Source organism: Schlesneria sp., assembly GCF_036405755.1.
GTDB lineage: Bacteria > Planctomycetota > Planctomycetia > Planctomycetales > Planctomycetaceae > Schlesneria > Schlesneria sphaerica.
Map to the genome: position 1 here is coordinate 1 of NZ_DASWWZ010000201.1, position 26,039 is coordinate 26,039.

General features: G+C 54.5%; 21 protein-coding genes and 1 tRNA gene. 12 read left to right on the top strand and 10 right to left on the bottom strand.

Features of this window, described 5'->3' with window-relative positions; genetic code table 11:
• The coding region (locus tag VGE80_RS06755; protein ID WP_440592119.1) for a hypothetical protein at positions 1 to 237 on the top strand (237 nt) is incomplete at its 5' end.
• 533 nt (positions 238 to 770) lie between these two features.
• Here the strand turns inward: VGE80_RS06755 and VGE80_RS06760 are convergent.
• Entirely contained in the window at positions 771 to 3,185 is a 2,415-nt protein-coding gene (locus tag VGE80_RS06760) for a redoxin domain-containing protein (protein ID WP_440592120.1), read from the bottom strand.
• Between the two features lie 718 nt (positions 3,186 to 3,903).
• Here VGE80_RS06760 and VGE80_RS06765 point away from each other — a divergent pair.
• The 4 genes from VGE80_RS06765 to VGE80_RS06780 all read left to right on the top strand — a co-directional run bounded on the left by VGE80_RS06765 (position 3,904) and on the right by VGE80_RS06780 (position 6,986).
• Positions 3,904 to 3,987 (top strand) — tRNA-Leu (locus tag VGE80_RS06765).
• A 1,004-nt stretch (positions 3,988 to 4,991) separates the two neighbouring features.
• Positions 4,992 to 5,504: a BON domain-containing protein gene (locus VGE80_RS06770; RefSeq protein WP_440592121.1), complete on the top strand. Its 513-nt coding sequence runs from the start codon at positions 4,992 to 4,994 to the stop codon at positions 5,502 to 5,504.
• Positions 5,505 to 5,732: 228 nt separating this feature from the next.
• Complete coding sequence (locus VGE80_RS06775; RefSeq protein WP_440592126.1) at positions 5,733 to 6,311, top strand: Hsp20/alpha crystallin family protein; 579 nt, start codon at positions 5,733 to 5,735, stop codon at positions 6,309 to 6,311.
• 333 nt (positions 6,312 to 6,644) lie between these two features.
• The gene (locus VGE80_RS06780) at positions 6,645 to 6,986 is read left to right on the top strand and encodes a transposase (protein ID WP_375314906.1); all 342 of its coding nucleotides are present in this window, start codon (positions 6,645 to 6,647) and stop codon (positions 6,984 to 6,986) included.
• Positions 6,987 to 7,347: 361 nt separating this feature from the next.
• Here the strand turns inward: VGE80_RS06780 and VGE80_RS06785 are convergent, their stop codons facing one another.
• The 8 genes from VGE80_RS06785 to VGE80_RS06820 all read right to left on the bottom strand — a co-directional run bounded on the left by VGE80_RS06785 (position 7,348) and on the right by VGE80_RS06820 (position 13,784).
• A complete protein-coding gene (locus tag VGE80_RS06785) occupies positions 7,348 to 7,803 on the bottom strand; it encodes a hypothetical protein (RefSeq protein ID WP_373651417.1) in 456 nt (151 codons plus the stop codon).
• Between the two features lie 222 nt (positions 7,804 to 8,025).
• A complete protein-coding gene (locus VGE80_RS06790) occupies positions 8,026 to 8,274 on the bottom strand; it encodes a hypothetical protein (RefSeq protein WP_440592122.1) in 249 nt (82 codons plus the stop codon).
• 92 nt (positions 8,275 to 8,366) lie between these two features.
• Complete coding sequence (locus VGE80_RS06795) at positions 8,367 to 8,996, bottom strand: hypothetical protein (RefSeq protein WP_373651418.1); 630 nt, start codon at positions 8,994 to 8,996, stop codon at positions 8,367 to 8,369.
• Between the two features lie 168 nt (positions 8,997 to 9,164).
• Positions 9,165 to 9,932, bottom strand: coding sequence for an MBL fold metallo-hydrolase (locus tag VGE80_RS06800; protein WP_373651419.1), 768 nt, complete (start codon positions 9,930 to 9,932; stop codon positions 9,165 to 9,167).
• 5 nt (positions 9,933 to 9,937) lie between these two features.
• Positions 9,938 to 10,759: a transposase gene (locus VGE80_RS06805; protein WP_440592123.1), complete on the bottom strand. Its 822-nt coding sequence runs from the start codon at positions 10,757 to 10,759 to the stop codon at positions 9,938 to 9,940.
• A gap of 95 nt (positions 10,760 to 10,854) precedes the next feature.
• Positions 10,855 to 12,465 (bottom strand): RDD family protein, encoded by a 1,611-nt coding sequence (locus tag VGE80_RS06810; RefSeq protein ID WP_373651421.1) that lies wholly within the window; start codon positions 12,463 to 12,465, stop codon positions 10,855 to 10,857.
• A gap of 372 nt (positions 12,466 to 12,837) precedes the next feature.
• Positions 12,838 to 13,464, bottom strand: a complete 627-nt coding sequence (locus VGE80_RS06815) for a hypothetical protein (protein WP_373651422.1) — start codon at positions 13,462 to 13,464, stop codon at positions 12,838 to 12,840.
• Positions 13,465 to 13,571: 107 nt separating this feature from the next.
• Positions 13,572 to 13,784, bottom strand: a complete 213-nt coding sequence (locus VGE80_RS06820; RefSeq protein WP_373651423.1) for a hypothetical protein — start codon at positions 13,782 to 13,784, stop codon at positions 13,572 to 13,574.
• 315 nt (positions 13,785 to 14,099) lie between these two features.
• Between VGE80_RS06820 and VGE80_RS06825 the strand changes: the two genes are divergently transcribed.
• Positions 14,100 to 15,230, top strand: a complete 1,131-nt coding sequence (locus tag VGE80_RS06825) for a transposase (RefSeq protein WP_373651424.1) — start codon at positions 14,100 to 14,102, stop codon at positions 15,228 to 15,230.
• A gap of 2,184 nt (positions 15,231 to 17,414) precedes the next feature.
• Here the strand turns inward: VGE80_RS06825 and VGE80_RS06830 are convergent.
• Positions 17,415 to 18,020 carry a hypothetical protein gene (locus VGE80_RS06830; protein WP_397570589.1) on the bottom strand — a complete coding sequence of 202 codons (606 nt, stop codon included), beginning with the start codon at positions 18,018 to 18,020 and terminating at the stop codon, positions 17,415 to 17,417.
• A gap of 470 nt (positions 18,021 to 18,490) precedes the next feature.
• Between VGE80_RS06830 and VGE80_RS06835 the strand changes: the two genes are divergently transcribed.
• From VGE80_RS06835 to VGE80_RS06860, 6 genes are all read left to right on the top strand, one after another.
• Positions 18,491 to 19,546, top strand: a complete 1,056-nt coding sequence (locus VGE80_RS06835; RefSeq protein WP_440592124.1) for a hypothetical protein — start codon at positions 18,491 to 18,493, stop codon at positions 19,544 to 19,546.
• 219 nt (positions 19,547 to 19,765) lie between these two features.
• Positions 19,766 to 20,713: a S1C family serine protease gene (locus VGE80_RS06840; protein WP_373651427.1), complete on the top strand. Its 948-nt coding sequence runs from the start codon at positions 19,766 to 19,768 to the stop codon at positions 20,711 to 20,713.
• 205 nt (positions 20,714 to 20,918) lie between these two features.
• Positions 20,919 to 22,634, top strand: coding sequence for a hypothetical protein (locus VGE80_RS06845; RefSeq protein ID WP_373651428.1), 1,716 nt, complete (start codon positions 20,919 to 20,921; stop codon positions 22,632 to 22,634).
• 161 nt (positions 22,635 to 22,795) lie between these two features.
• A complete protein-coding gene (locus VGE80_RS06850; protein WP_440592125.1) occupies positions 22,796 to 23,983 on the top strand; it encodes an acyltransferase family protein in 1,188 nt (395 codons plus the stop codon).
• Between the two features lie 228 nt (positions 23,984 to 24,211).
• The gene (locus VGE80_RS06855) at positions 24,212 to 25,393 is read left to right on the top strand and encodes a hypothetical protein (protein ID WP_373651430.1); all 1,182 of its coding nucleotides are present in this window, start codon (positions 24,212 to 24,214) and stop codon (positions 25,391 to 25,393) included.
• 149 nt (positions 25,394 to 25,542) lie between these two features.
• Positions 25,543 to 25,782: a hypothetical protein gene (locus VGE80_RS06860; protein WP_373651431.1), complete on the top strand. Its 240-nt coding sequence runs from the start codon at positions 25,543 to 25,545 to the stop codon at positions 25,780 to 25,782.
• The last annotated feature ends 257 nt before the right edge of the window (positions 25,783 to 26,039 follow it).

Below are 26,039 nucleotides of genomic sequence, written 5' to 3' on the forward strand. Positions count from 1 at the left end.
GATCGTTTCAATGGTTGGGTCCCGGCGACCGTAATGAGTCTGGCCGTGATCCTGATGGTCGCTGTGTCGATTCCTTCGATTCATCAGGTCTTCTTCGGCGAAGACGTCGCCGAGTATTCGATGCCTGATCGATTTCTCGATCCGGAATTTGACATGTTGCGAGATCCTGAAGGGACGATCTCCATCCAGAAAACGCATCAGGTCACGCCTGTCAACTACGAAAAAGAGTCCTGGTGAACACCTCCTCGATCGCGGGCGTCGAAAACGGGCCGCGATCACTTCGTTTCTACCGGTGCAGGAACTGATGTCCCACTGGTTCCTGCCTCTGAATGACCCCGCTCTTTCTCCTTTGCACGACATCGTCAATACCCGTGCATGTCGCCCTGACGCAGGGTTTCTGTTGCCCGATGAGAGGACCTGTTCCTCCGCCGCTCAACGGGGCGGCCAACTTTGAACCTCGTTGTTCCGCCGTTTGAATTCTTTCAAACGCGGTGTCGCTCGGCGACTGTCGGCGACTGTCGGCGACAGGAATCAACCGACTCGCCTGGAGTGCGTGCAAACGTTCTAACCCTGCTGTACAGCGCTCTCCGAATTGGTGAACTCGCGATGCTCTTCAACGGGAACCTCGCAAGTCCACCGAAAAACTCGTTCATCTTCGCGAGCCTTGCTCGCCAGCGAAGTCATCCATTCCACTGAGAGCGGGGGAGAGAGCCACGATCGAATAGTGTGGCATATCCCAACGAGTACGCTTTCAGTAGACCACGACTCCATCAGCCCCCCGCAGCGACCTCGCGACGTTCTGGTTCCGGCTTCTGTGGAGGGGTGGGCGATGGAAACACGTTCCGCGGTGACAACGCATCGGCGGGACCTGGTTCTGGTGGTGCTTCAGGTTCATGTGGCATTTGAATGTAGGTGGGGTAAAGCAACCGCTTCGATTCCGCCAGCAGGAAGTCAACATTCATAAACGGATCCGGGCCGACATCGTGCCACCGGATCTTTCCATCCGCATCGATCAAGACCGTGGCGTGCAGTGGAGCGTCTTCGAAATCATCAAATGCATGATAATTCTTGAAGGTTTCCAGTGAGCCATCGGAGACAAGCTTGAACGGCATCTCCCCTTCGGATTTGTAACGCTCCTGCGATTTCTTCAAGTTCACAACATTGTCGGAACTGATTGCGATCATCGAAATCCCTGCCGCCTCAAAATCCTTGTATTTGGGAGCGAATGCTTTCAGCTGTTCGGCACAGTGCAGGCATCCATAGCCCAGGTAAAAGATTGCGATGAAGGGCTTACCCCGGAAGTCGGCCAGCGAATGGAGCTGTCCTTCCCCATCGGGCAGAGTCCATGACGGTGCTGCACTTGGTTGCCACGTAGAGGGGCCAAGCGTTGTCAGGTCGGGCAACTCGGCGGCGTTCCGAGCGACGGGTAACTTCTGTCGCCAGTCAGTACCAAACCCGAACTCCTGGGCAATCGGCAGCAAGCGAGCGAACGGAGGCAAATCAAGATCGATCGCTCCGGAAATTGCACGGAGTGATTCAAATGTCTGCCGGGCCTCGTCTTTCATCCCCTGCCGCCAAAGTAGCTGAGTCAACGCCGCCAAAGGTCGGACCTGATTCTTGCTCTTTCCGACCCAGTCTCGCAGTCGCTTCAAGGCGGCTTCCGTTTTTCCAGCCAGCACCTCGATGTCCGCGAGGTAAGCTTCGTCGACGTCGTGAGCTTTCGTCAGCCGTTCCAGGCCAGCGGTGTACTTCGCCTGGGCGACCATGATCAGTCCGTGCAGCTCGTCGACGGCTCGTTCGAGGACGCGCCGTCGTTCTGCAGTTGGTTGCATCGCCTCTTTCTTCTTCGCTTCAACGGCTTTGGCGTCGGCCCCCTCGAAACGAGCCTTCGCGACTGCTTCATCGGCTGCCGTGTCTGCTTCATGTCGCAGTTTCTGCAGGCGTCGCTCGAGAATTGCCAATTGGATTCGGCCGTTCTCGACATCATCTTTTCGCAGATAAGCCCGCCCCAGGTGACGGAAATATTTGATCTGTTCTGTTTCGTCTTCGGTGGGGGGAAGTTTCTGTGTCTTCGCGTCAGCGATCAGTGCGTCCCACAGTTCGAACTGGGAATAGATCTGAAACAGCCTCATTCGTCCGAAGTGAGCACTCTTGCCCCCCGGAAAATTGTTGTATTTCGGATGCTGTGGCAGTTCGATGGTGTTGCGGGACAGCGTGATTGCATCATGCACCCGGCCGATGTACTGCAGGTTTCGGACGAGCCACTCATTGTTGTGGGCGAAGTTGTGAATCCGGTCGGGGAAGATCATGTCACGCATCATGTAGGCATGATCGGTGCGGGCCGACGCTTCCTGGTGCCAGACGGCGTCGAAATAGCGATTCAGCTCACTGAACGTGTGCCCGGACATGTGCCACATATGGGCAATCCCCGGTGCTGACAAGCCACACCGTTCCGCCGAGTTCACCGCCAGGGTTGCTTTATCATTGTCCCACAGATGAACCCGGTAGTGATGGACCGGGTGATAGGGATTCTCTGCCAGCACCTCTTTCAGAACGGCGTCAATTGCGAAAAAGCTCGCTGCCTCCAGATCCCCTTTGTTCTGCCACAGTGCCTGACCCAGCATCGCTTTGGCTTCCAGGTCATCCGGGTAGCGATAGATAATTTCCTCGATCGCGTGGACGTAATTCCTGGCACGGTCCTTCTTCTTTTTCTCGTCCCCGGCGTCAGCCTTGTACCAGGCGTCGAGGGCGTCGATGTAGCGCCGTTCGCGATCGGTCGCTTTCTCTTTCCGTTTGACGGCCTCGGCGATGAACCCTTTCGCACGGCTGGAATTGTTGGTGTTGGACAAAGCCATCCCGAAATAGGTCATCGCACAATCGGGATCGAGCATTGCCGCCTGCCGGAACGAGCGCTCGGCTTCGAAATACCAGAAGCCGTGCAACTGCCCAATCCCCTGATTGAAGAACTGCTGCACTCGAGGCTGAGTCGTTGAAATGGGAAAGGTCACCCGACCGGTGGTCCCGAGTAACGTTGCGGCCCGCCGGGGGCCTTCGTCGAAGGCTTCGCCGTGCATGGAGTGACCCGGTGCGGTGACATTTGCGGGGGCCAGAGCATCCGAGGGACCGGCCGATTCTGCATTCGACAGAGCGACAACTGCAAAAACGACGAACGCATTGATCGACATAGCGGACCCTCCTCAAACTGCACGAGCCTCTTGCTGATTTCTTCAGCGACTCCGCCGCCGATCACATCGGGAATCAATTGCACCAGGCGCGAAACAGAGGGGCGGAGAACGCTGTCCCAACCCGTCTCAGGTTTCGGAGTCCCTCTCGGTGAAAGCCCCAGACGGCCAACCCGAACACGTCAAGAATACCTCGCACCGCTCTCGAATTGCCAGCCCCGGACCCGAATTGCGTGCTCTGCCAGGGGCTCTTTGGCAGGACAATTCGTACTATCCCGGATTTCTGAATCGAGCAGTCGAGAGGAGAGGCAAATCTTTTCCCGGCAACGATTTCAGAGTTGACTCACCTTTTCATGAAGAATGATTGAGAGGAGGTTAAACAAGTAGAACCCCGAAACAGTCCTGAATTTGACCCCTGCAGAGGTGACCGCCAACGCATGATCTCTTCCCAACCGTTGTGAATGCGACTTTTCAGCGATTGCTGGATCACCCGGTTGCGGATTTTCGGTCTCCGGCAGACGTGGCGGGATCCGCTGAGTCACCATTTCCAGCTCACCTGCTATGAGCGAGGGAATTCGTCCGGTTCACGGGCCGGAAAAAACGACCCAATCGTAGAAGTTTGCCAGGTCACTGAAAATCACAAGAAAACAGTGTGAACCTTGCGACAAACCCAAGTCTCGCTATACTGTCGCCCCGCTCCTCGCACAACACGAGGAACCCAGCCCAAGTGGCGGAACTGGCAGACGCGCTAGGTTGAGGGCCTAGTGGTAGCAATACCGTGCAGGTTCGATTCCTGTCTTGGGCATCTTGAAGACCCCTTCGCTGTAACACCTGTTGCAGCAAGGGGTTTTTTCATTCCTGAATCGATTCTTGATACCTGTCGGGATGGCACGATGGTGCACCTCCAAACCTGCAATCGGTTCCAAACCGAAATCAGCAGAGTGCATCATGGCTGGACCTCGATCGACAGTTTCGAAAACTGACGCCAGCACACCGCGACCTCTTCGACCTTCTGCTTCTGACAGGCAGTCCCCCAGGCGAATTGACATCTCTCCCGCTCGGGGAAATCGATTTTAGTGGTGATATCTGGCGGTCGGATTTGAAACGGCACGAAATCGCCCATGAAGGTAAACGAAGGACTCGTTTCTTTTACGCACTGGGGGGAAGCTCTCGACCTCTTGCATGTCGCCACCGATGTATGGACGGGAACCAACGCGGTGCGTGCGACGAAAACGGAACAAGTGGAGTTTGCCTGTGAGAGACTCCTGAGAATTCTCCACGGCAACGTGGGCAGGCGTCATCAGGGGGATTCAAACAGATGTCGACCCGCCGCCAATTGAGTCCGGAGAACGCCGCCGAGATCGAGACGGTGTGGGCTACTTCCGCCTCCAGATCCGACAACGAGTTGGACTGGTAAATCAGCCGCACGCGAGCTCGCGACGACGGCCGAAAGTCGCGATGCATTCGTTTTCATGTTTTACTTCTCTCACTGGCAAGTTGTTGGTCAGTCGGAAGATTTCCGACGTTGAAATTGCCATCCGTACCTCAAGATTGACGTCAAACCAGCACATTTGGCTCGGAAAATAGATGAGATAATTTTCTCAACAAAACCAATCTGTTTGGCACATCTGCTGCGATGCGATCCCGAAAACAACTCACTTGAATTTTTAAGCCCGTACTCCGTGGCTTCCAATCGGTCGTTCATTTTGCTGCGACCACGGAGACGGTCCATTGAGGGGTTCAGACGACCTGAGCCCAAAATCAATTTTTGTCTTGTTCCCCGAGTGTTAAGAGATGTGGAGCCTTTGTATGTCTGTAAGTCCTGTTTCACGTGTCGAAGAGGACTCAACAGAATTCGGGCTGCATTATCCCGAGGGGTCGAACGAAGAAGGTGTTCGTATCGGACAGCTATCCACCCCGGTAATCAGACCTCTGCGGCGAAGTCGTATCGGACTGGGCGATTCGAACGACTACGGTTGTGATGATGCTCTAACGACGAACTTACAGCAAACACTGGCAAAGTCGAGTTATGGTTTGGCGAGGGTTCAATGTGTGGTCAGTCCTTCAGAGGTCCATCTTTTTGGAACCGTGAAGACCTATTTCGCCGTGCAGATGGCTATTCAACTCGCACGCTTTGTAGCCGCAACACGCCGTATCAAACTCGACATCGACGTCGTGCCCAAACTGTATGAGATACACGCTTGCCCGCCCACGAAAGGAAGGGCCGGGTTCCTTCCTTCCAATGAACAAGCAGAATTCACAATGAAAGCTGACAGTGATTTGAAACCGGACGTTGAAAACGAATTGAAGCAGGATCCATAGGTCAATTAACCACACTTAGCGATCCCTGCGCCGAGGGTGACGGCCGTCGACAGTTGAGTACCGTACCCCTTAATCGTTGGCCTCGGAATTCGGAAACGCCGCACGCCATCAATACTGTGAACCTTTGACCGCAAATATTTGTTGATTGACGGGGGCCAAAAATGTCAAACTTTGGCAAAGGTGAAATGAGAACGACTAAGTGCAACATGGGATGCTGCAGCCACCTTGGTGGAACAGCAATCGTTTGTTTCCATTAATGGCGATGGTCGCCACTGTGACTGTAAGTGTCATTTCTACGAAGGAGGAATAACCATGACAACTGCTGTAAGTGAAAAAAAGAATGCGGACGTAACGAAACCCAAGACGGAATTGGCACGCGACCCATTTCAGGTATTCGGATTCCCGTCAATGAACCGGATGCGCCGGGAATTTGATGAACTGTTCAGCAAGTTTTTTAAGGACGTCCCGGCACTGTGGAATGCCGAACGGGGCGACGGACGATGGGCCTTCGACGTTGAAGATCAAGCCGATGCCTATGTAATCAAGGCGGAAGCACCTGGTTTCGAGCCGAAGGACTTCAGCATCGACCTGCGTGGAAATCAGTTAGTCATGCAAGCCAAGCGATCTGAGGAGAAGAAGGAGAAAGGACAAGAATCCTTCACGGCCACGGAGTTTTATCATTCAATGACCATCCCAGAGCACGTCGATGCGAAGAAAGTTGATGCATCGTACAAGCAAGGCATTCTGCAGGTCTCGTTGCCGAAAACGGCAGAAGGCAAGGGACGTAAGATTGAAGTGAAAGGGTGATACTCAGGATGTCACCATCGCTAGGCCGGGGCGCTGAGGCACGTTCAGCCTTCAGTGCCCCAGCATAGTGCCCATCACACGAGGTCAGAATGATGATTCACCCTGAGCTTGCCTGTTCAATCGGGTAGGCGCCCTTCACTCGTCCCCACATCAGGTCGAATACGAATCGGCCGAACCAATCGTTAGACGAAGTCTTCAAATTGCCTGAAACGTAAAAAATCGCTACGACTCCTCATCCATGGATTCTCAGGTCAAGGACGTCGGAGCGATCATGAAGGATTATCCCGGCAGACTTCCGGGTGAGCAATCGAGGGTCATTGAAAACGGGCCATAGTGGGGCGACCGCCTGTGGACCGCAAAGTCATCCTGAATGCAATCCTCTACCTGAATCGAACCAGTTGCCAGTGGCGTTACATACCTCACGAATTCCCGCACTGGAAGGTGGTTGACACCGTTTCTGGCGCTGGAGTCGAGACGGAGTCTGGGATTCGATCCATTAAGCACTCTGCCGAAAGGTGCGTCAGGCCTCTGGCAAGAAGCCGACACCGAGCCTGGCCATCATCGACATCCAGTCTCCGTACCGCTGAAGGAGGAGCGGAAAGAGGCTACGATGCAGAGATGAATGTCACTGGCAGCAAGCAGTACATCGGTGTTGATTCGCTGGGGCCCATTTAGTGAGTCATTGTGCACGCGGCCTCCTGGCAAGATCAGGACGGAGCTTGCTAGCTTCTGTACAAGCTTCAGTCGTACGGTCGATTGCCGCGAATCTTTGCGGACAGCGCTTAGCGACGAGATGACTACCAAATCGGGTCAAAGAGTCATTCAGTGATGTCATCGCGTCAGTTGGCGAAGTTGCTCAGCCACTTCAGGTGATCTTGATGCATCCCACCGTGAAGACTCAACAAAGAAGGAGTTGCTGGAGCAAATCTTTTGATCAGCACAGGTATCCGCCATCAGGTCTTTCTTTGGTTTGGCTCCCTGGTTCATCGGCTGTGAAGAAGTTCTGTGACCTTGGGACGCTGGCGCGATCCAGGCATTACTCCTTAAATCGAATTCGCCGACGGGCGTCTTTCCCGCTGTCGTGATGACCCTGAAACAGACAGCCCGCCAAGAATGATTCAAGACCGTTTTGCGGATAGGATTCCACGGCTTCGCGTCGAAACTTCAACTCGAAATCGACTCGATCGCTGTGTTCAACCCTTCGACAAGTCCAGTCATCGGCGAACTCGCGACTCGCGATCATTTCGAACTGATCGACCAAGGTCGCTACGACGTTCCCGTGCTCGGTGAATTCGTCTTGTTTGTGCCACTGATGCTCGCTGAAGAAGTACACCCAGGCTTCAGTGAATTGTTGGTGGGGTCGAACAAATCGAAATTCAAATCCGCACGTACCGCCGCTCATCCCTTTGGCCAGAATGTTACAAATCTGATTTCGAGCTACATCGACTTCGTCGATGCTCGCCGCAGCATTTTGTTCAAGCTTTTTAGACATGTTCTTGCCTCTCTCCCTCGGCTGATTGTGATGGGACCAACTCGTCAGGAAGGCAGTAGCCACGATTCTCTGACCGCATCAATCCTGAGTTGAGGCCGGTCGCAGATGTTGTTCCGAGATCGGAAATATTTTCCAAGTCCAGCGGTAAGAGGACTGTTTCACCCGATCGCGTGTCAGCATTCCAATATTGACGATACATGTGCGGATTGAGTCGACCAGTTTTCAACCACCTGGACGAACCTTCTCCAAATCGGCCGTCGATTGTTGTTGCAGGGCTTCGACCGAGACAATGTGCGCGGCCACTTTCTTGCGACCAGCATCGGCCGCATTCCGCTGGGCCCGCGTTTCGTCCGCCACGTTTTTCGTTACCACACCGGTTGCCGCCAGTTGAGAGACTCGCTGGAACCAAGACTGCGCGCGGACGAATTGCGATTCCTCGCACTCGTCCGACTCAGGGGCAGTGGAGAGCATGTCCATCGGACGGAGCGGACGATACGCGAAGAAGGAATGTGTGCGCTGTAGGCGGGGGAGACAGCAACGTGGGGATGGACGCGCGGGCGTGATTAATCACGTGATTTATGGTGGTCTTTGAGATAGGTGTCGCGGATTTTGTGGAGTTCTTTCCAGATTTTGGCTTTTCTGGTTTGTGGTGAGACGCAGGCGAACAGGTAGTTGCGCTCGCCACTGGTCCACGTTTGGATTTCGAGATTCAGCGTCTGGGGAGCGCGGGTGGCGAATGGTTCGACCCAGGTGAGTTTGCCCTGGTAGAGGTGTGTGCCAGACGGAAAGGATCCGTCCTGGTTCTTGTTGGCGTCCTGCTCCTCTTTCTCGAGGTCGAACGTGAACTTTTCCGGATCGACGTCCGGGCGTGCGCCATTCAGAACGGCGGTGCACAGGCCGCGGTAATACTTCAGAAACTCGTCCTTGATCAGGTCGTCCTTCAGTTCCGGCGTCTTCTCGAGTTCGAATACGAACGCGTATGTAAAAAAGGTGTCCGAGGAGGCCTTCATCATGCCCGGAGCGAATCGGATGTGCTCATCCCCTTGGAGGGCCATGTCGGGAGCGAAGCCGGGCGGGAGGGAAATCGTTTCGCCACCCCAGGAGTCCGGTGCAACCAGTTTGAACTCGGCCGATTCATCGGCAGCCAGCCATGTTCCGACCAGGACAATACTGAGCGCCAGGTAACGCAGCATGGAAGACTCCTCGGGACGGGTTCGATCTCATCGACTCAGCGTGAGAATACGTGATCCCGGATCTCATGTCATGTGCCGACTCGTTGCGGGAAGCACTACCCTCAAAGTGGGTCAGAAGGATTTTGTCCTTGGTGCTGCATTTTCCGGAGATGCGTCATTGAGGCGCAGTTATTCATTTAGCCCGTTCGAAAGCTCGGTCAGGTCGTGATAACCGATGATCTGGACGACATCCGAGAGTTCGTTGTTCAGGCGACGTAACTGGCCGAGGCTGACGCGACGTGCGTGATCATCATCTGCGCGAGCGGCAGCCAGTACAGAGACGGGGTGGTCGTCGGTGGTAAGTTCTGCACGCAGGTAGTATGCGTCACCCGCGTGGAGCATCCACTGCTTGTCCTGCCTGATCGCGACACCACAGTGGCCGGCAGTGTGGCCGAAGAGGGGGACCAGCAGGACCTCGCTCGAAAAACCGAGAGGAACGGATCGAGCAGAGAGCCCCCACCAGTCGTACTGGCTCTGCGAGATCGTTTGCCAGCGGGGAGAGTGTGCGAATTGAGTTGGGATATACCGGAGTGACCCTGATTGCACATTCGCCAGCTCTTCTTCCGCGAGATGCACGGTGGCATGCGGAAAATCAGCAAGGCCCCCCGCATGGTCCGGGTCACAATGCGTCAGAATAATGTGACGCACATCGTTGGGCGAGAACCCAAGTTTCTCCATGCGCCGCACTGCGGTGTCATGTTCGTTGAACTGAAATCCCGCCATTTCGATCAACGGCTGGCCAAGTCGTTCGAGCGGACTTTGAACGTCGAGCAGTCCGATGCCCGTGTCAACCAGAGCCAGTCCGCGCGGGTCTTCCAGTAACAGGCAGTGACAGACGACGGTCGGATAGTTGGGGACGAGGAGTGTTCCGCAATTGAGATGGTGAATTCGGATCATCTGACTCACTCAAAAGATGTTGTATATGGCGCGAACTGGAAAAGGGGTCGGGTCTTTTTCTTTGGCCGTCCTCTTGGCCGTGTCGTAATTTCTGGCCGGGTCGTAGTTTCGAGACCAAGTCGAACGGCACTGCTTCTGGTCCAATTGTCATCACCAAAAGGCAAGCTGCGTTTGACACTGCGTCGAAGTGAATTCAGTTCTGCTTCAGTCTCAATCTTGTTCACCCAAGAACGCCAGTTTCGCGGCAACGCGGGATCATCGGGAATGGCCAGCCAACGGCGTTTGTCAGCATGATTTAGGCGAGCATACGCGGAACTCCATTGCCAGTCTTCTGCGAGTTCAATGAAATTTGCACGAACCGGGTTCCGCTCGACGTACCGCATGGCAGTTAGCAAGTGGCCGTCAGTCTGAATTGGAAACGATTTGAAACGTCCCTGATACAGACGCCCGGTGCCACTCGTCTTGTAGTGAGCGTGCCAACGCATGTTGTGCATCACTGTGAGGCGACGGAAAAACTCACTCACCTGATCGCTGGTTTCGGGCCGCACCACAAAGTGCCAGTGATTGGGCATTGCCACCATCGCATAAATCGGCAGAAGGACGATTTCCCACGTTTCTCCCACGACACGCATGAACGCAGCATAGTCTTTCGGCTTTTCACAAATCCTGAGCCGAGCCACTGCTCGATTCAGAACGTGGAAGACTCCACCTGCCGGACACATGTGTTTCGCGCGTGCCATCACAAAGGTCCAACAACGTGCGACGCCAAAGAAAAGAGACCTGACCCCTTTTCTTTTCGACCTGCTCTTTGAGTAACGCAACATCATCCATGATGCAGAAAATTTACCGAATCCCGGCAGCTTGAGAAGCCCAAAATGGCTTAACAGTTACCGTCGAACAGCACATAATCGCGCACAGGGAATTAGCGACTCGCGATTGGGCTTTTCCTGACGGTTATCACAATAGTATTAGCCACAATGTCACCCAGACGTTGTGACCTCGGCGTGAGGAACATCACGAGTAATGCAGGCCACCACATCGTCAACATAAACGTATCAACCGGCAATAACACCTCCCGCAATACGAGCCGACCGAACTCGCACCGACGAAGAGTTGGCCTTACAATCCTAATTCCGCAAAGCTTCTTCCCAATTGATTGTCCGTATCTGCCCATCATGATGAGTTGACACATACTAAGAAAAAGTACAACCGTCACCATTCGCCACTCCACCTGTACTTCGAACAACAGTGCCAGCACTTTCACCGACGCGTCCTTCATTTCATCAATGACCGTAAAATGAAAAATATCAAAAACACTTTGGATCGAACTAACGAACCGCTGACACTCCCTAGCAAAGAGAAGCCACCAACCAATGAAATCAGGATGATATGCAACTGCGCCAACTGCAAAAGGCAACATCAAGCCTAGGTCAATCGCCCGCGCTATACCCCGCTGGACAATGCAAGGTGCCATGGCGTTCCGGTCCGCATCGCGACGAATTCGCCGCATTTGTGTGAATTGATCGATCCAAGCAACTGCCATGAGCGGGAGCAATGGAGCGCAGAATGCCAGTAGTACAAAACAACCGATATCCTGGAGTAGCCATCTCACCTTCGGACTTCCCCTCTGGCCGACAAGCTTAGGCTGTCCGTCGGTTACTTTGAAGACATGCAATCGTCCGTCTATGCCGTTTAGAGCAGCTGCTAGGGCAGTGCCATCGGAATCGGGTATGATGTGCATACAACCACCATTCTCGCCATACTGAAACGAGAGCTGCTCGTCTTGGAGCCATCGAATCGGACACAGAAATGCCTGTGTATAAACTCTACCGCTATTCAAGTAACGGCGATACATAAACCTAAAGGATTCCGATTCAGTCGACTCGATCTCCAAGCTGCAGGGCTGGTCGCTCTTGAACCAGTACGCAAGTGGTACCCTTGAAAACTCTTCAGAGTCATCGTCTATCGGTATGTAGTTCCACCCCCCCGGCATTTCGCCTTCGCCCAATATCTCATCATTATTCTCTGGCTTTCGACCGACATCTTTCTCATCGATCGGTCGCAGATCTCTTTGATAGTAGAGGCCATCTATGGCGGCCTGAAACCAAAAACTGTGCTCCCCCTGCATTCCGATATATGTATCATTTCCCACCCGAAATGCAGGTGACTCGATAACCCGACCTGTATCCCGCCAGTGAGGATCGATGTACTGAACCACTGCTCGATGCGAATAAACGCCTTTCCGCTTTGCACGTCTAAGAATCGCCCAAGCAGTCCCTTCACACACAAATGGCGATGTCCCTTTGGCGACATCCGGCAAAAGCCATAACTTGCCCCCACCGTAAACAGCATAACGAACGCCGTCTGGTCCTTTGGAGGTAGAGATGGCCCCGCTATTCAAGTCAACGTCGACAAGTTCAGTTGGCCACGCAGAAGTGGGCGTCACGGTGCCCAAATGCTCTCGCACCAACAACAGGAGACGTTGGTCTCCTGTCTTCACTCCGGAAACCGTCACTCTCTGCTGGCGAGTCAAGTTCGACAACTCAATCAAAGTCTCAAAGCGAAGGGGAGATCGCCAGTCTCGCTTCGTGTGCGATCGTTCCCCAGAGGGCTTAAAGAGGCTGTAAGACCAGTAAGGAAGGCAAACCTGAGTCGCTGTCGAGAGCAACACAATGCTGATGATACCATATAATCCGCGAGTCCTAATGGGTGTCCATCCCTTGTTGCACATACTACAGCTCCCTCTGCTTTTCACCTTCAACATAGCCCATTCTGCTAGCTTTTGTGATCTCATTGCCGCAAGAATCGCTGCGCCAATCGATCTCCACTGTCGAGACCCATGGAGCAGGGGCTACCGGAAGATTGGGTACTAACGGGAACACAGCATTTTCAGTTGTGCGTGGTATTAATCGTCTTGCGAGAACTGCGACGAAAGACATTCCTTCTCCGTGTCATCAAGAGCCAGCTTCCATTTGGGTGATGCGAGCAACGTTTGTAATGCTTTGGATTTTTCGGCTGGGCTCCTTGCTCTGAACTCAAATCGGGACCAGTCACATTCATTGAGGCAGTACTCGACATACTCGGCTGAGGATTCGGCACATCCAAATAATGTGTAACCACGGACAATTACAACTGGTATGCCATCGACAATATCAATTGGCAAATTCGGCCAGTCCCCATGACGTGTTCCCCCAAGCAACTCCGGAATACCAATCATCGGAGCCCGAAAGATTCGCTCATTCTTTGGCACAAATAACATTCTACACAGGACAAAAACCGAATTCTCGCTCTGCTCAGGATCGCGCGCAGCAACGCGTAAGATGCGAACCGCTTTGTTTTTGCCCATTCCTTGCAGCTTTACTGCGGCCAAAATGTATGGATCGACGCGATAACTCTGGCTTACCAGGTTGAAATTGAGCGGAGGAAGTTCCCTTAGCGAGACGTCGTCAGGCTGCGCCATCGCCGTTTGTAGATGGAGTCCGAATGTCAATAGACCAACAAATACGCGGAGCAAACTAATTCGTTCTGCCATTTTGGAGAATCCTCAGTGGTGAGTGGCTGGAGGCAGCCCATGGGGACACAGTGCGCCGGCGCAAGCCCGAGGAAGGTAGCGAATGCAAGTTTCGTACAAGGTAAGATTTAGCCAATCGCCTTGTCCCCGAGTGATGCGTTGTGTCGGGCAACCGGCAGAGCGAAGGGTTCATAGGGGAAAGTCCAGGCTGTGTATTGAGTTCCGAGTTCACAACTTTGCGAAGGCCGACCCTGTTGTGTCAAGGGGAAGGCAATTGTGATGATATCGAACACTAATGGCGAGTCCGATTCGACCAGCACGGAGTCCCAGACCATACGCATGGACGGAAACTTTCCTCACGGAAGGCGGGAGATCCCGGGTACATCCATTTCCTCGGAAACGGATCGGTCGGAAAAGGCGCGATGCCACAATGCCGACATGCACGTGCCCGGGAAGTCAGACAGTTTCGCTCGTCTTTATCCACGGTAAGAGCCGTATGCGGTAGTGCCGCACGTACGGATCTGTGCGGGGGGCGGTTAGCAATGACCGTACCTACCGCGATGCGGATTCTTTTGACAATTGCTACACAAGATCAAGAGCCTTGAAGTCGTTGGAGTGAATCGCTCGGGTTTTGCGTTGGAATCGGAGGCGATTACATGGCTCGCTTAGCGCGTGCGGAGGTGTTTTCTCCAGATGAAGTCGCGATCGTGCATGTGATGAACCGGGTTGTGCGACGGTGCTTTCTTCTGGGGACCGATTCTCTCACCGGCAAGAACTATGACCACCGGAAGGGATGGATTGAAGGTCTACTCAAGCGATACGCCGCCTGCGTTGGGATCGATCTGCTCGGCTTTGCGATTCTTTCGAACCACTTTCACCTGATCCTGCGGTCTCGGCCGGATGTGGTGGCGACCTGGAGTGATGAAGAAGTTGCTCGTCGGTGGTTGCTCCTGTGTCCGATCCGGAAGGATGAGTGCGGGAACCCTCTAGAGCCGAATCAGGCCGAATTGGATTTCATTCAGAACGATGCCCGCAAGCGGGAACTTATCCGCTTGCGGTTGTCAGACATCGGCTGGTGGATGCGATTGTTGTGTCAGACGGTAGCGATGCGCGCTAACCACGAAGATCAGGAGATCGGCCGATTTTGGCAAAGCCGTTTTCGGGCGGTGCGGTTACTGGATGAAGCTGCTCTGGTCGCGTGTGCCGCCTACGTCGAATTGAACCCGATTCGTGCGGCGATGGCCGACCGGCTGGAGACCAGCGACTACACCTCTGTGCAGCGCCGGCTTCAGGCTCAACAACCTCGGTCGGCCTCACGAGAGACCACCAAACCGAGCGATGCCTCAACAGCGGAGAAGAATCAATCCCGCTGTTCGGCCAGCAAGTCCGACGACACGACAAAAAAGCACCAGTCGTCAGTCGATCAATTTCTGGCGCCGTTGTCCCTTAAAGATCGGGATGGCAAGACAGGTCCGGTTGCAAGCCGTACAGGAGCCCGCTGCAGTGACAAAGGCTTTTTGCCGATGACACAGGAGGATTACCTGCGGTTACTCCGCTGGACCGCAAAGCAGCTTCCCCGCAAACAGGGGGCCCGGACATCACCTCAACTCAAAGAAGTTCTGGGCAAGCTGGATCTGAACACCAACACGTGGCTGTCTCTGGTCAGAAAGTTCGGCAAACTGTTCTACAACGTCGCCGGTCGGCCGCAGACAATCGAGCTGACGCGTAGCTGCATCGGCCAGCACCGACACTACGTCCGCCGCGAAACACGCGAAGTTTTCTCCTGACGCAGGAGATTCCTCGAATCCAGTCGTCGCCGAACAGCGATCGTCTCTGCCAGGTTGAGAGAGATCTGTGCAGCACAAGTCTCTGCGCAGAAGAGACCATACCCATTGCGCGAAAGCAGTGTGATGATCCACTTTCAGGGCACTGACGGGAGCACCTTAATTTCAAGGCGGTGACAATCACAATGAGCCCTTCAGCCCGTGGAAATACTCGGGTCCCTCCGCGCCTCGGTCTCACCGATTTGAATGACTTTGAGTGAGTTTGGTCCGCAGATTTCGCGGATTTTCGCAGATGAAATTCTGTTCTTGGAATTTGCGCCATCTGCGGATGTTGTCATTGGCTTGAGGAGTGGCGATAGATGCGTGTCACTCACCCAAGAACGGCAGTGTCCCCATGGCCCTGTGCCCCGGATATGATCTGGTCGCGGTTCGGCATATGTTCGAACGGTCGGCCCTTCAGGCCTGGTGATGTTTCGTCGAATCACATCCCAGCCCGATGGGCTGGGCTATGGGAATGGATGGCCCTTTGGGCCGGATGTGGACATGGGGGCCGGATGTGGACACGGGGGCTGGAACACAGCACGGGGGCTGGAGCACAGTCTACTCTGTTGCGCTCGATGCGGTTCAGCGTTTGATTCTGATGCCTGAAAGGCATCCACAAGCCAGCCCAGGGCAGAGCGTCGCGGCAAAGCCGCAAGCGCCGCCCTGGGTTAGGGGCATTATTTGTTCCGAGCCCTGTTAAGGGCGACACATTCGTTGGCTGTGTGTCTGGGGCAAGGTCTTTCATTTCGAACGTCTTGTTTCGTGGGATTCGGTGGCGTTCATTTTGAATGGTGATTGTGCCCTTAACAGGGCGGAGGAGGCGCTACTCATCACCTACTCAGGGCGGCGCTTTGCGGCTTCGCCGCGGCGCTCTGCCCTGGATTGATATCTGATGGCCGTTCAGGCCGGGGACGGGGAGGCCGCATATATCCTGTACTCCGCGGTTGTACCGGATTTCATGTTTTGCCTGGATCGCTGCCCATCTCTGAAAGAGGTCACGTGTTGCGGGGAGACTGGTTCCGGTCGGGGTGGGCTGATTGGCTTCGCGATGAATCGGGTGTTTGTTCCAAAGGTTTGGATACTTGGACTCGCCGGATTGCTGTCTGTTGCTGACACTGCTTCTGCTCGAAGATCCGCGGTCAGCGGGTGAGGAACGCCGAGACAGAACTCCAGCGGTCTGGAGTTTGCGCGCGAAGCATTTAGATCCGCACCTTTGTCAATGCGTTCAAAGGGATTTTTGCGCAGGAAAACGGTGAGAAGTCGGCACAGGGGAACAACACCCAACTGGCGGAATCTGAGGCGGCAATGAGAGGGGGTGGAAAGGATGATGTACTGTGGTGACATTTCGTTGGATTTTGACTGGACGAGATGAAGCGATGGGACGCCGCAGGTACGAACGTCACGACCACCTGCAGAGGAGTCATGGTGACGAGGGGAACCGGGTGGCCAACTGGCCAAACCTTGGCCAGTCGGCTGGCCAGTCCCATGTAGTTATGGTTAAACAGTTTGAGTGCTTTGAGGGGGACTGGCCCGGCTGGCCAACGTTTTTCGAAATGTGGCTGACCATCCCCTTTAGGTCATCGGGAACAGATTTGGGAAGTCGGTACCCCGAGAGGGAGCAGGGACCAAGCGCAAGATCGGGTGGTGCAGGGGGCCCCCCAAAGGGGGGGGACGGAGCCCGCCTTTCGTTTTCAGCAGGTGACGGCGTCATCTCGCGCGGTGACATGTGCTGACGGACAAACACGCTAGGCGTCAGGGGAAGGGGGAGGGGGAGAGGGGGACTCTTATCTCGGCTTTATACGGAGCCGGAGATTGAGTCGATTGATGTTTCGCTCTTTGACAATTCGTGACGTGTTGAAAAAACGGAGCAGGCACCTCAAATCAGACGAGTTCTTCGGTGAATTGAGGTGAGCCCGGAGCCAGTCCCCGGTTTTCAACAGGCTGCTACGGCTCACGGTTCCGGTCATCACGGTCCGTAGAGAACTTGCTTCTTCGAGATACGCAACATGCCAGGTACTAAAGGATCGAGCCACGTTCGCGGGAACGTGGCTCGACGGATTCATCGGTTGATCTTCAGTTTTGGCGGCCTTTTCCGACTCGGTCGTGCCGTCGTCAGAGGGCCGTGAAGTTTTACTTCACATGGTATCAGTCTTCGTAGTGAACCACGACGTGTTTTCCGACAGAGCGGACGGACACGGAGTACTTGCCGAAGTCATAGCGGAGTCGGCTGCCGTCACGGGAAACCTTCACGCGCTGTGGGTCACAGGGGGGGACGCAGATCTGGACGTTGACGCAGGTTTTGCAGCAGGCGTCTCGGTTACAGGGATCGGGGACCTGAACGATCATGGGGACCGCACCCGGAGCGATGTTCCGGACTGCGCGGTAGCGGACGTTCTGGTAGATCTCGGCGTTCGGGGCGGCCAGCATGAAGGCAGGTTCGCTCACAACCGAGGCTGGAGTCCCATACTGAACGGTGCCGGGGATCGGGTAGTTACCGGTGGCCGGTGCCGAGTAGGGGCTGGGGGTATAGTTGCTGGAACGGTTTGGGGCGTAGGCCGGTGGGACGGTCTGATTGAACTCAGGGTCCGGAACGGGTGTCAGGGGTTCCGGCATGGGAATGCCGCCCGACTGTCCCAGTACCGAAGGGGCCAGTGAAAATGGGAAGGCTCCTCGCACGGACCGGCTCTCGCCAGCACTGACGACGGTCGCGGCCAGCGCGACTCCAAGGCTACACAACAGCGCACGATTCATTGTTCTACTCCTTACTCAAAATTCTGCGGATCACCGAGCTGCGGCGGTTCTCAGTACGAGTCAATAAGTTCAACACTCTGTATTCAACTCTCCTTCAATGGCCAGTTTTATTGAAGGATTCAGGATGCCTCGCGAAATACGATTAGTGAGTTCAGGTGGGCTACGCAAGAGGTGCGGCCTGTTCGACGTCCCGCATCAGGCGATGCCAACGCGTTCAAATTCCGACTTCTTTGCATCCTACGACAGCCATTCCTGTCTCGAAAATCGTTCAGTTCGTTCATTCTGTCAGGCTGCAAGTTGTAGTCCAGCAAGGTGAAGCGAGTATCCATCGAAGTTGACCGATTCACCTGCGGTGATTGCAGGAGTTGACGCTGGTAATCATAATACCGGCGTGTTACACGAGAGAAAATTTTACTTTTGTTCGCAGGAATCTGGCAGAACTTGAGCCGGCCTTCGACGAGGATTCCGTCATGTGGCGTTTTCGAAACATTGCCAGCCCGCAGGGATCGTGGGGGTGGCAATCGCGTGGAGTCTCCGCCATCGCTTTGACCGCGATTTTGAGTCTTGTCATCGGACAGGTTGCCCTGTCTCAGAGTGGCTCGAAGGAGAAGTCAGCGAACGTCCGAGTTGACGCGAAGGGGCGGAAGTTCGTCAACAAGATCCCGTATGACGTCTTCTTCGACGATCCTCTGGATCTGGTTCGGAGCAATTCGAGTCCCGTTGCTCCCAAGTCCGATGCTGGTGCGTCGGACCCGGCACCGAAAACGGGTTCACCCCCTTCGGTGCCCGCAAACTCTGGCGCCCTTGCGGCCATCACGGCCTCAGGCAGTCTGGAGTGGGGAAAACTGATTCCGTTGGAAGAACTTCAAGGCGAAGTCAAAGCCGTTCGAAACAGTCTGACGAAATCGATGTCGAATCAGGGAAGTTACAACTCCAACTTTCAGGAAATCGCGATCGACGGCTCGGAACTGGCCGCCCTTGCGGGAATTATGCAGAGTCACCCCGAATCGGTGACGTGGAAGGATAAGGCGCATTTCGTGCGCGAGTTCGCCGGCCAACTGAGCACGTCTGCGGCGGGACTGGGTAAAGAAAATTTCGAAAAGACGCGATCGGCGTTTCAGCGGCTGACGTCCGTTCTGGACGGTTCGATTCCGCCTGACGCGGGTGAAGTTCCGTCAGCCCGGGAATTCAGTGAGGTGGCTTCTCGCAAACGCTTGATGAAACGGATTGAGCGGGCCAAGAACTTCCTGAAACAGGACGTCAACAGCGAAGCCAAGTTCAAGAGCTTGTCCGATCAAATCCGGCGGGAAGCTTCTCTCATCACGGCATTGGGAACAGTCATTACCACGACCGGGTACGATTACACGGGTGAGGACGAGTACCAGCAGCATGCCAGAACATTGATCGACGGCGGGCGGGAGGCCTTCTCTGCCAGTCAGGAAGAAGCTTACGATCGTTTTCAGGAGGCAGTCGACAAAGTCAATAAGTCTTGTACTGACTGCCATGCGTCGTACGGGAACGGGTAAGGCGGTGTCGGCGTCCCCTGCTGTGCGATCCAGCGCGTGTCGGGCGGTTCGGCGCCGAAACAGGCGTTTTCACTGTTCGCGAGTCGGTTTGAAATCGTTACCCTCAGTCGATCAACTCGAACCACGTTTCTGTGAGCACAGGTGACGACTCGTCTTGAATATCTTCGTGATCGACACATCACCGAATCAACAAGAGTAAGGACTACTATGAAATCCGCGATGCGGTTTCCTTTGCTGACAGGGATGGCCTTGGCGCTATGCGTCTCGGTTGCGGTTCTGAGAGCTGATGTGATCGAGTTGAAAACTGGTCACAAGGTGGAAGGGGATGTCCTGAAGCAACAAGCGGAAACGCTGTACGTCGATATCGGGGTGGACGTCATCAAGATTCCGCTGAGCCAGATCAAGTCGCGGGTGGCGGCCGGTGAATCGGCCAACGTGCCCGAACAGGTTCATAAGCACCGGCTCTATCGAACGGCTCAACTTCCCCGCCGCAGCATCAAAGAGCTGACGGAGAAATTTGGAGAAGGGGTGGTCCTGGTCCAGACGCCGGGGGGGCTTGGTTCTGGTTTTATCGTCAACGAGAACGGATTCTGCGTCACGAACTATCACGTGATTGAACGTGAGACCCGGATTGCGACGACCATCTTTCATCGTGAGAAAGACGGGTCGTTCAATCGGCGGCGGATTGATGACGTGCGGATTGTCGCTTTAAACCCATTTTTCGACCTGGCACTGCTGCAAATCCCGGTGCAGAAGGATCTGGCCTTCAAGCCAACATTTCTTGCGGAAGATGATGATTTGCAGGAAGGAGAAGAGGTTTTCGCCATCGGCAATCCTCTCGGGCTGGAACGGTCCGTTTCACAGGGAATCATCGGGACCAAGAATCGAAACTTTCGGGGTCAGGTCTATATCCAGACGACTGCAGAGATTAACCCGGGGAATAGTGGAGGTCCGCTGTTCAACTCTCGCGGCGAAGTCATCGGGGTCACGAATATGAAGCTGTTATTTGCTGAAGGTCTGGGCTTTGCCATTCCGACGCCTTACGTAAAACTGTTTCTGGACAATCATGAAGCCTTTGCATTCGATCGCAACAATCCCAACACGGGCTTTCGCTATCTCGATGCACCTCATCGCAAGGTGGCCGGCGAGCCAAAGGAATCAGAGTAGTCTGAAACCGGCTCTCGCTGGCGAGGGTCATCAATTCTGTCACAAATTCTCTCTTCGCATGTTGTTGACTTCAGACGAACTTGCGAAGATGAGACAGCCTGTATCGAGAATGGGTTTCGTGGGATGAAAGTCCAGAGTAAGCCTGTCAGGATGACTGCACACGGCGACTTTGGCTATTAAAACTCTGTAAGGGATTGGACTTTTCATGAATCGACTATGGTTCCGCTCGATCGCACTAGGGCTAGTTTTCGCCCAGGCCATTGCCTTCGCGTCAGTTTGCCGGGCGATTGATTCTGCTCCGGGCGAAAGGCTGCTTCCCAAAGATACGTTGCTGTTCTTCTCGATTGCCGACGTCCCTGAATTCGGAAAGCAATGGGAAAAGTCGTCGATGGGTCAGTTGCTTCGCGACCCTCAGATGGCCCCATTCCTGGAAGACGTTCATCGGAAGATTGATGAAGCTTCAGGCGAGATGGAAAAAGAGGTTGGGGTATCGATCAAGGATCTGACCGAGTTGCCTCAGGGCGAAGTCACATTCGCAATGTTTGAGACACCGGCTCGCAAACTGGGGTTTGTCCTGTTGCTTGAATACGGCAGCCAGCAGGCGACCATCGACAAGCTTCTCAAGAAAATGGACGAGGCACTGGAGAAGGAAGAAGCCGAACACGCCACCGAAGAATTTGAGCGTGTCAACATTCATGTTTATACCCTGAAGAACCCCGAGCCAGATAATCCCTTCAAGACGATCACGTACTTTGCTGATAAGTCGTTTCTGGTTTTCAGCAATGATAAGGACGCTCTGAAATCGGTGCTGGAACGCTGGGAAGGGGACAGCGAGGAAGTTCTTGCTCAGAACAACGAGTACAAGTACATCCAGTCTCAGTGCAGCGGTGACCGGGCCGATTCGCTGATCAAGTGGTATCTGAACCCGTTCGGCCTGATTCAGACCGGTATTACTGCCGCACAGGCGACATTTCCCCAGGCCGGTTTGGCGGGTGCGTTTCTACCCATGTTCGGGGTCAATACGCTGACGGGCTGGGGCGGGAGTGTCAACTTTGAAGATTCCGACTTAGCCGGTGTGGCCTCCACCTACATCTATACCGGCGAAAAGCCGACCGGGTTGCTGGGCTTGTTCCAGTTCCCCGCAGCACAACTTGTTCCGCCAAACTGGGTCCCGGCCGACATTGGGTCCTATTCGGCTGGAAACTGGAATGTGAATGAGGCTTACCGATCGATCGAAACGCTGGTTGATCAGTTCCAGGGCCGCGGAGCGACCGCTCGATTCCTTGATTCGGTGGCGGAAAAGGGGCCGATGATTCACCCCAAGAAAGACCTGCTCGATCATCTCGACGGCAAGATCCATATCCTGCAGTCTGAGACAAAAGAGAGCGAAGACGACGATGGGGCACCGACTCCGATGATTCTGGCCGGATTTGGTCTGAAGGATGCCGGCAAGATGAAGAAGACGCTCGCCGCGGCAGTCAAGGCGGGTGATTCCAACATCGAATCTCGTGAGTTCAATGGCGAGATCATTTACGAAATTTCGCCACCGAATAGCGATCAACCTGTTTCGATCGCGATCACAGAGGGGCAACTGGTCGTCACCAACGACACCCCACTGCTGGAAGGAATGATGCGAGGTCAGGCGAGCCGCACGACGTTGGTCGATTCGGCCGATTACAAGCAGGTGTCCAAACACTTCCCCGCAAAAGCATCCATGATTTCGTTTCAGCGGACCGAAGCGCAGTTCAAAACCTACTACAACATGCTCAAAAACTCGGACAATGTTCTGGAAGGGATTGATGTCTCGAAGTTGCCTCCCTTCGAAGTCATCGCCAAGTATTTCCCACCAAGTGGCGGTTACACCGTCCCCGATGCCCGTGGAGCAAAGTCTGTGACCTTCTCACTGAAGCAAGCTGACTAACCTGACGAATTTGCAATGAAAATTGGAAAGCCCGAGACAGGTGTCGGGCTTTCTTTTTTTTAACGTCGTCGTCATTGTCTCGTCTCAGCGGCCTGATGCTGGTTGAGGACTCACAGCGAGCAACCCAGTCAGATCGAGGTCGTGCAGGAGCGAGGTCGCACGTGTCACTGGTGACCGATAAATCCGAAACCAAGTCTTCCAGTCCCGCCCGATCCGAACCCGCTGCGGCACCGGATACCGTGAGCGTTGCCGATGCGGCACTTGCGACGAAACGGTTTGTTTTTGTGGATGGACTGCGGGGGCTGGCGGCCATGGGGATCGTACTTTTCCACATCTGGTGGTACGAACCCCCGCCGTATCCCTGGTTGGATTCAATTCACTGGATCGTAGACGCCACATTCATTCGGATCCGAGCAGGTGTGCAAGTGCTGCTCGTCATCAGCGGATTTGTGATCGCTTACACGTGCAGGAAGACCTGGGTCACACCGCGCGAGGTCAGTCTGTTCACCCTCCGCCGGTTGATCCGACTCGTTCCGGCTTACTGGTTCACGCTGGGGTGCGTGGTGCTGGTCAATCTTGTCTGCGACGCCGCGGGGGATTTCGCGTCCCCGTATGAAGGGGAACTCACGATCGCGCGTGTCTCGGCTCATCTGACCTTTCTTCAGGACATTCTGGGGCATGAGGCGCTTAGTGCGGGGATCTGGACGATCTGTATTGAGATGCAATTCTACGTGGTCGCAATTCTGGGGTGGGGGATTGCTCAGCATTTTTTCCCGCGCCCCGTTCCGTCGGAGCCGCGTCCCTCGGCCTTTGCCCTGCTGGCGGTGTTTGCGCCACTTGGCTTCGCCTCACTCTTCTACTGGAGAATGCTGGAAAGTACGACGCCGTGGGTCATTCATTTCACTTGGATGTTTTTTCTGGGGATGGCCACCTGGTGGACACTGGATCGAAGTCTTCCCAGATTCTGTTACGGCATCATCGTCGGAATCGCACTTGTCGAACTGGCCTTCGATGATGAGTGGTGGTACGAGAACAGCGTCGCCCTGCTGACGTCGATTTCAATTTTTGTAGCGGGCTCGTTTGATCGACTTCATCGCTGGCTTAACTGGCCGTGGCTGCAGTATCTGGGCAGGATTTCCTACAGTCTTTACCTGATCCATTTCCCTGTCTGCCACCTGGTGATCACCATGGCGTGGAAGTTGTTCGACGATCAGCCCACCTCGAATCAGGCATCGGCGATACTCCTGTCAGCTCTTGGACTCAGTCTCGTCGCAGCTCATGCGCTTTACACATTCGTCGAAGCTCCCAGCCTGAGACTTTCCGCGATTTTGAAACGCACAGCGACGTGATCGTGAAACTTCTTTGCACCTCAGGATGGGTGAAGGTCGCCAAAGCTGAATTTCCCGTCACCATTGACCGGGTGTTCAGGTTTGGGGCCCTTTTTCAGAGGAAAATCGGGGTCGCTAAATCAAGAATCGCACCAACCATCGAGAAACTTCGATAGGAAAAGTTCTGACGGCGGCATAAACTCATGTTCATTTGTCAGAAGCGGTTAGCAACTTCAGAAGGCTCGTCAGATGCAGAGTGCTGCTACGTGCTCAAAACAGCTTGAGGGCGGAATTCAGATTCAGGGACTGCAGTTTGGAGAACTTGAATCAGCCCGCCGTGAGTTCGAGAGATATCTCAAAGATCTGAACCTCCACCAGCATGTCACGACGGTGAATGATCCCAGGTCGCTTGGGGGGCTGCTGGGATTCCATCTGCGGCAAGGCGAGTCAGTCAACCTGGCTCCGTCTGGTGACACATCGCAGCTTTGCCAGAAGTTGCATCTCGACACGGTTACGAATCCGGTCGATCTCGAACGGGAAATTGTGCTGGCGATGCTGCTTTGTCCAGTTCCGTTTCAATTCCCGAGCCTGGACGAACTGATGTCGTCCATACGCATTCGCAAGAACATCGTGATGGCAGCGCGCAAAACGTCGCTCTCGTTCGCGACTGACGTTGCGGAGCGACCTGCAGAGTATTGGACGTATGATGAGGACCATGGATTCATCCTGCGCCCCGGTGTGTCATTGATTGCCGCTTTGCAGAAGACGACTCAACCAGAGGTCTCAGGAGTCCGTTATACATTCTCGTGTCGGCGAGCCGCAGAGTATATCTGCCTGCTGGCAATGACGACCGAAGCAAAACTAACGCATCCGGAGCTGTATCAGGATCTGCATCGACAAGCGGAAAAACGTGCGGTCAAAGGGGCGGAGTTCGAGCGAATCTTTCTGCGGAGAATCGGTTCTCCCAGCAATCCTCTGCCCGTGAAATTTTTCGTTCCTGGTGATCGGACCTGGTTCCGCAATCCTGACCGGGAATCGTCTGAAGTGACCGGGTACGAAGGGAGCTGGACCTTTTACTTAGGGAACGGACTCTTCGCGGATTTCTGGCGTCCCGGACTGGTTTACACTCTCACTACGAAATGTCTGTCGATCTATCATTGGCGCAACTCGACCTACCGTGACCAGAACGGCGAATTGCAAATCGACGAATCTCGTGTCGAAAGTCAGGTCGATGCGACGCTCGCCGACCCCGTCGCCACGGCAAAAATTCTGGACGAGATGCTGCAACTCCATGAACCGATGGACGTCTTCAGCGGGGGCTGTGTTGAACCTCATCGCGAATACGCTCGACTGATCTGCCGGGGAACTTGTGACCTCGTATTGCCGGACGTTCATCGTTCGGATGACGACTGCAGTTCATTCCGCTCCTGAGAAGGCGAGAGTGCGACCGGGGGCGAGTGAGATCTCAGAATTTGCTTCCTCGACGGATTACGGTCCGTTCTAATCCTGGTGGCGTACACATGCTGTGTGGCCGCTCCGCAAAAGGACTTGGAACGTCCCTTTCAGTCGAGGATTCTCTCATGGATGCTTCTTCCTACCGTGCCACTACGCCCTCACACATTTGGCTGTGCCACTTCCTTGAGATGGAACTGCAGAACGCGGAACTCGTCTCGCTCCGGAGAAATGGTCAAGCTGGCTTAGATGCGTTGAAGGGGGATTTGCGCTACGCGAATGCTCTCGCACTATTGGACGCATTGAGTGCTGAGCAACAGGATCGCGCCAATTTCATGATGGCAGCCAACGATGTCAAGCAGAGTTGACATGTGGCAATAACGCACGGTCGGAACTCACGATCGCATCTACGGTTGGGTGCCGAAATGACAGTTCTGGAACGCGCGGGCGATAACCTATACACAGGAAACAGCTTCTGAAATTCAGTTTGGCCTAGCAAGAAATTTGAGAATCCATTAGACGACTGCCACAAGGTGATTTTTCGTCTATCAATCTCTTCTCGACTGAGGCCATGATCAATGAGCGGTGACACCAGTACGCTAGCCGGGGGCGCGCAAAGTGACGC

Excerpts from the sequence above, each read along its gene's own strand:
- VGE80_RS06815 (WP_373651422.1), bottom strand. The coding sequence starts at position 13,464 with ATGGCAGAACGAATTAGTTTGCTCCGCGTATTTGTTGGTCTATTGACA.
- VGE80_RS06760 (WP_440592120.1), bottom strand. The coding sequence starts at position 3,185 with ATGTCGATCAATGCGTTCGTCGTTTTTGCAGTTGTCGCTCTGTCGAAT.
- VGE80_RS06855 (WP_373651430.1), top strand. The coding sequence starts at position 24,212 with ATGCAGAGTGCTGCTACGTGCTCAAAACAGCTTGAGGGCGGAATTCAG.
- VGE80_RS06805 (WP_440592123.1), bottom strand. The coding sequence starts at position 10,759 with ATGATGTTGCGTTACTCAAAGAGCAGGTCGAAAAGAAAAGGGGTCAGG.
- VGE80_RS06800 (WP_373651419.1), bottom strand. The coding sequence starts at position 9,932 with ATGATCCGAATTCACCATCTCAATTGCGGAACACTCCTCGTCCCCAAC.
- VGE80_RS06845 (WP_373651428.1), top strand. The coding sequence starts at position 20,919 with ATGAATCGACTATGGTTCCGCTCGATCGCACTAGGGCTAGTTTTCGCC.
- VGE80_RS06825 (WP_373651424.1), top strand. The coding sequence starts at position 14,100 with ATGGCTCGCTTAGCGCGTGCGGAGGTGTTTTCTCCAGATGAAGTCGCG.
- VGE80_RS06840 (WP_373651427.1), top strand. The coding sequence starts at position 19,766 with ATGCGGTTTCCTTTGCTGACAGGGATGGCCTTGGCGCTATGCGTCTCG.
- VGE80_RS06785 (WP_373651417.1), bottom strand. The coding sequence starts at position 7,803 with ATGTCTAAAAAGCTTGAACAAAATGCTGCGGCGAGCATCGACGAAGTC.
- VGE80_RS06790 (WP_440592122.1), bottom strand. The coding sequence starts at position 8,274 with ATGCTCTCCACTGCCCCTGAGTCGGACGAGTGCGAGGAATCGCAATTC.
- VGE80_RS06795 (WP_373651418.1), bottom strand. The coding sequence starts at position 8,996 with ATGCTGCGTTACCTGGCGCTCAGTATTGTCCTGGTCGGAACATGGCTG.
- VGE80_RS06820 (WP_373651423.1), bottom strand. The coding sequence starts at position 13,784 with ATGCGTATGGTCTGGGACTCCGTGCTGGTCGAATCGGACTCGCCATTA.
- VGE80_RS06830 (WP_397570589.1), bottom strand. The coding sequence starts at position 18,020 with ATGAATCGTGCGCTGTTGTGTAGCCTTGGAGTCGCGCTGGCCGCGACC.
- VGE80_RS06860 (WP_373651431.1), top strand. The coding sequence starts at position 25,543 with ATGGATGCTTCTTCCTACCGTGCCACTACGCCCTCACACATTTGGCTG.
- VGE80_RS06835 (WP_440592124.1), top strand. The coding sequence starts at position 18,491 with ATGTGGCGTTTTCGAAACATTGCCAGCCCGCAGGGATCGTGGGGGTGG.
- VGE80_RS06770 (WP_440592121.1), top strand. The coding sequence starts at position 4,992 with ATGTCTGTAAGTCCTGTTTCACGTGTCGAAGAGGACTCAACAGAATTC.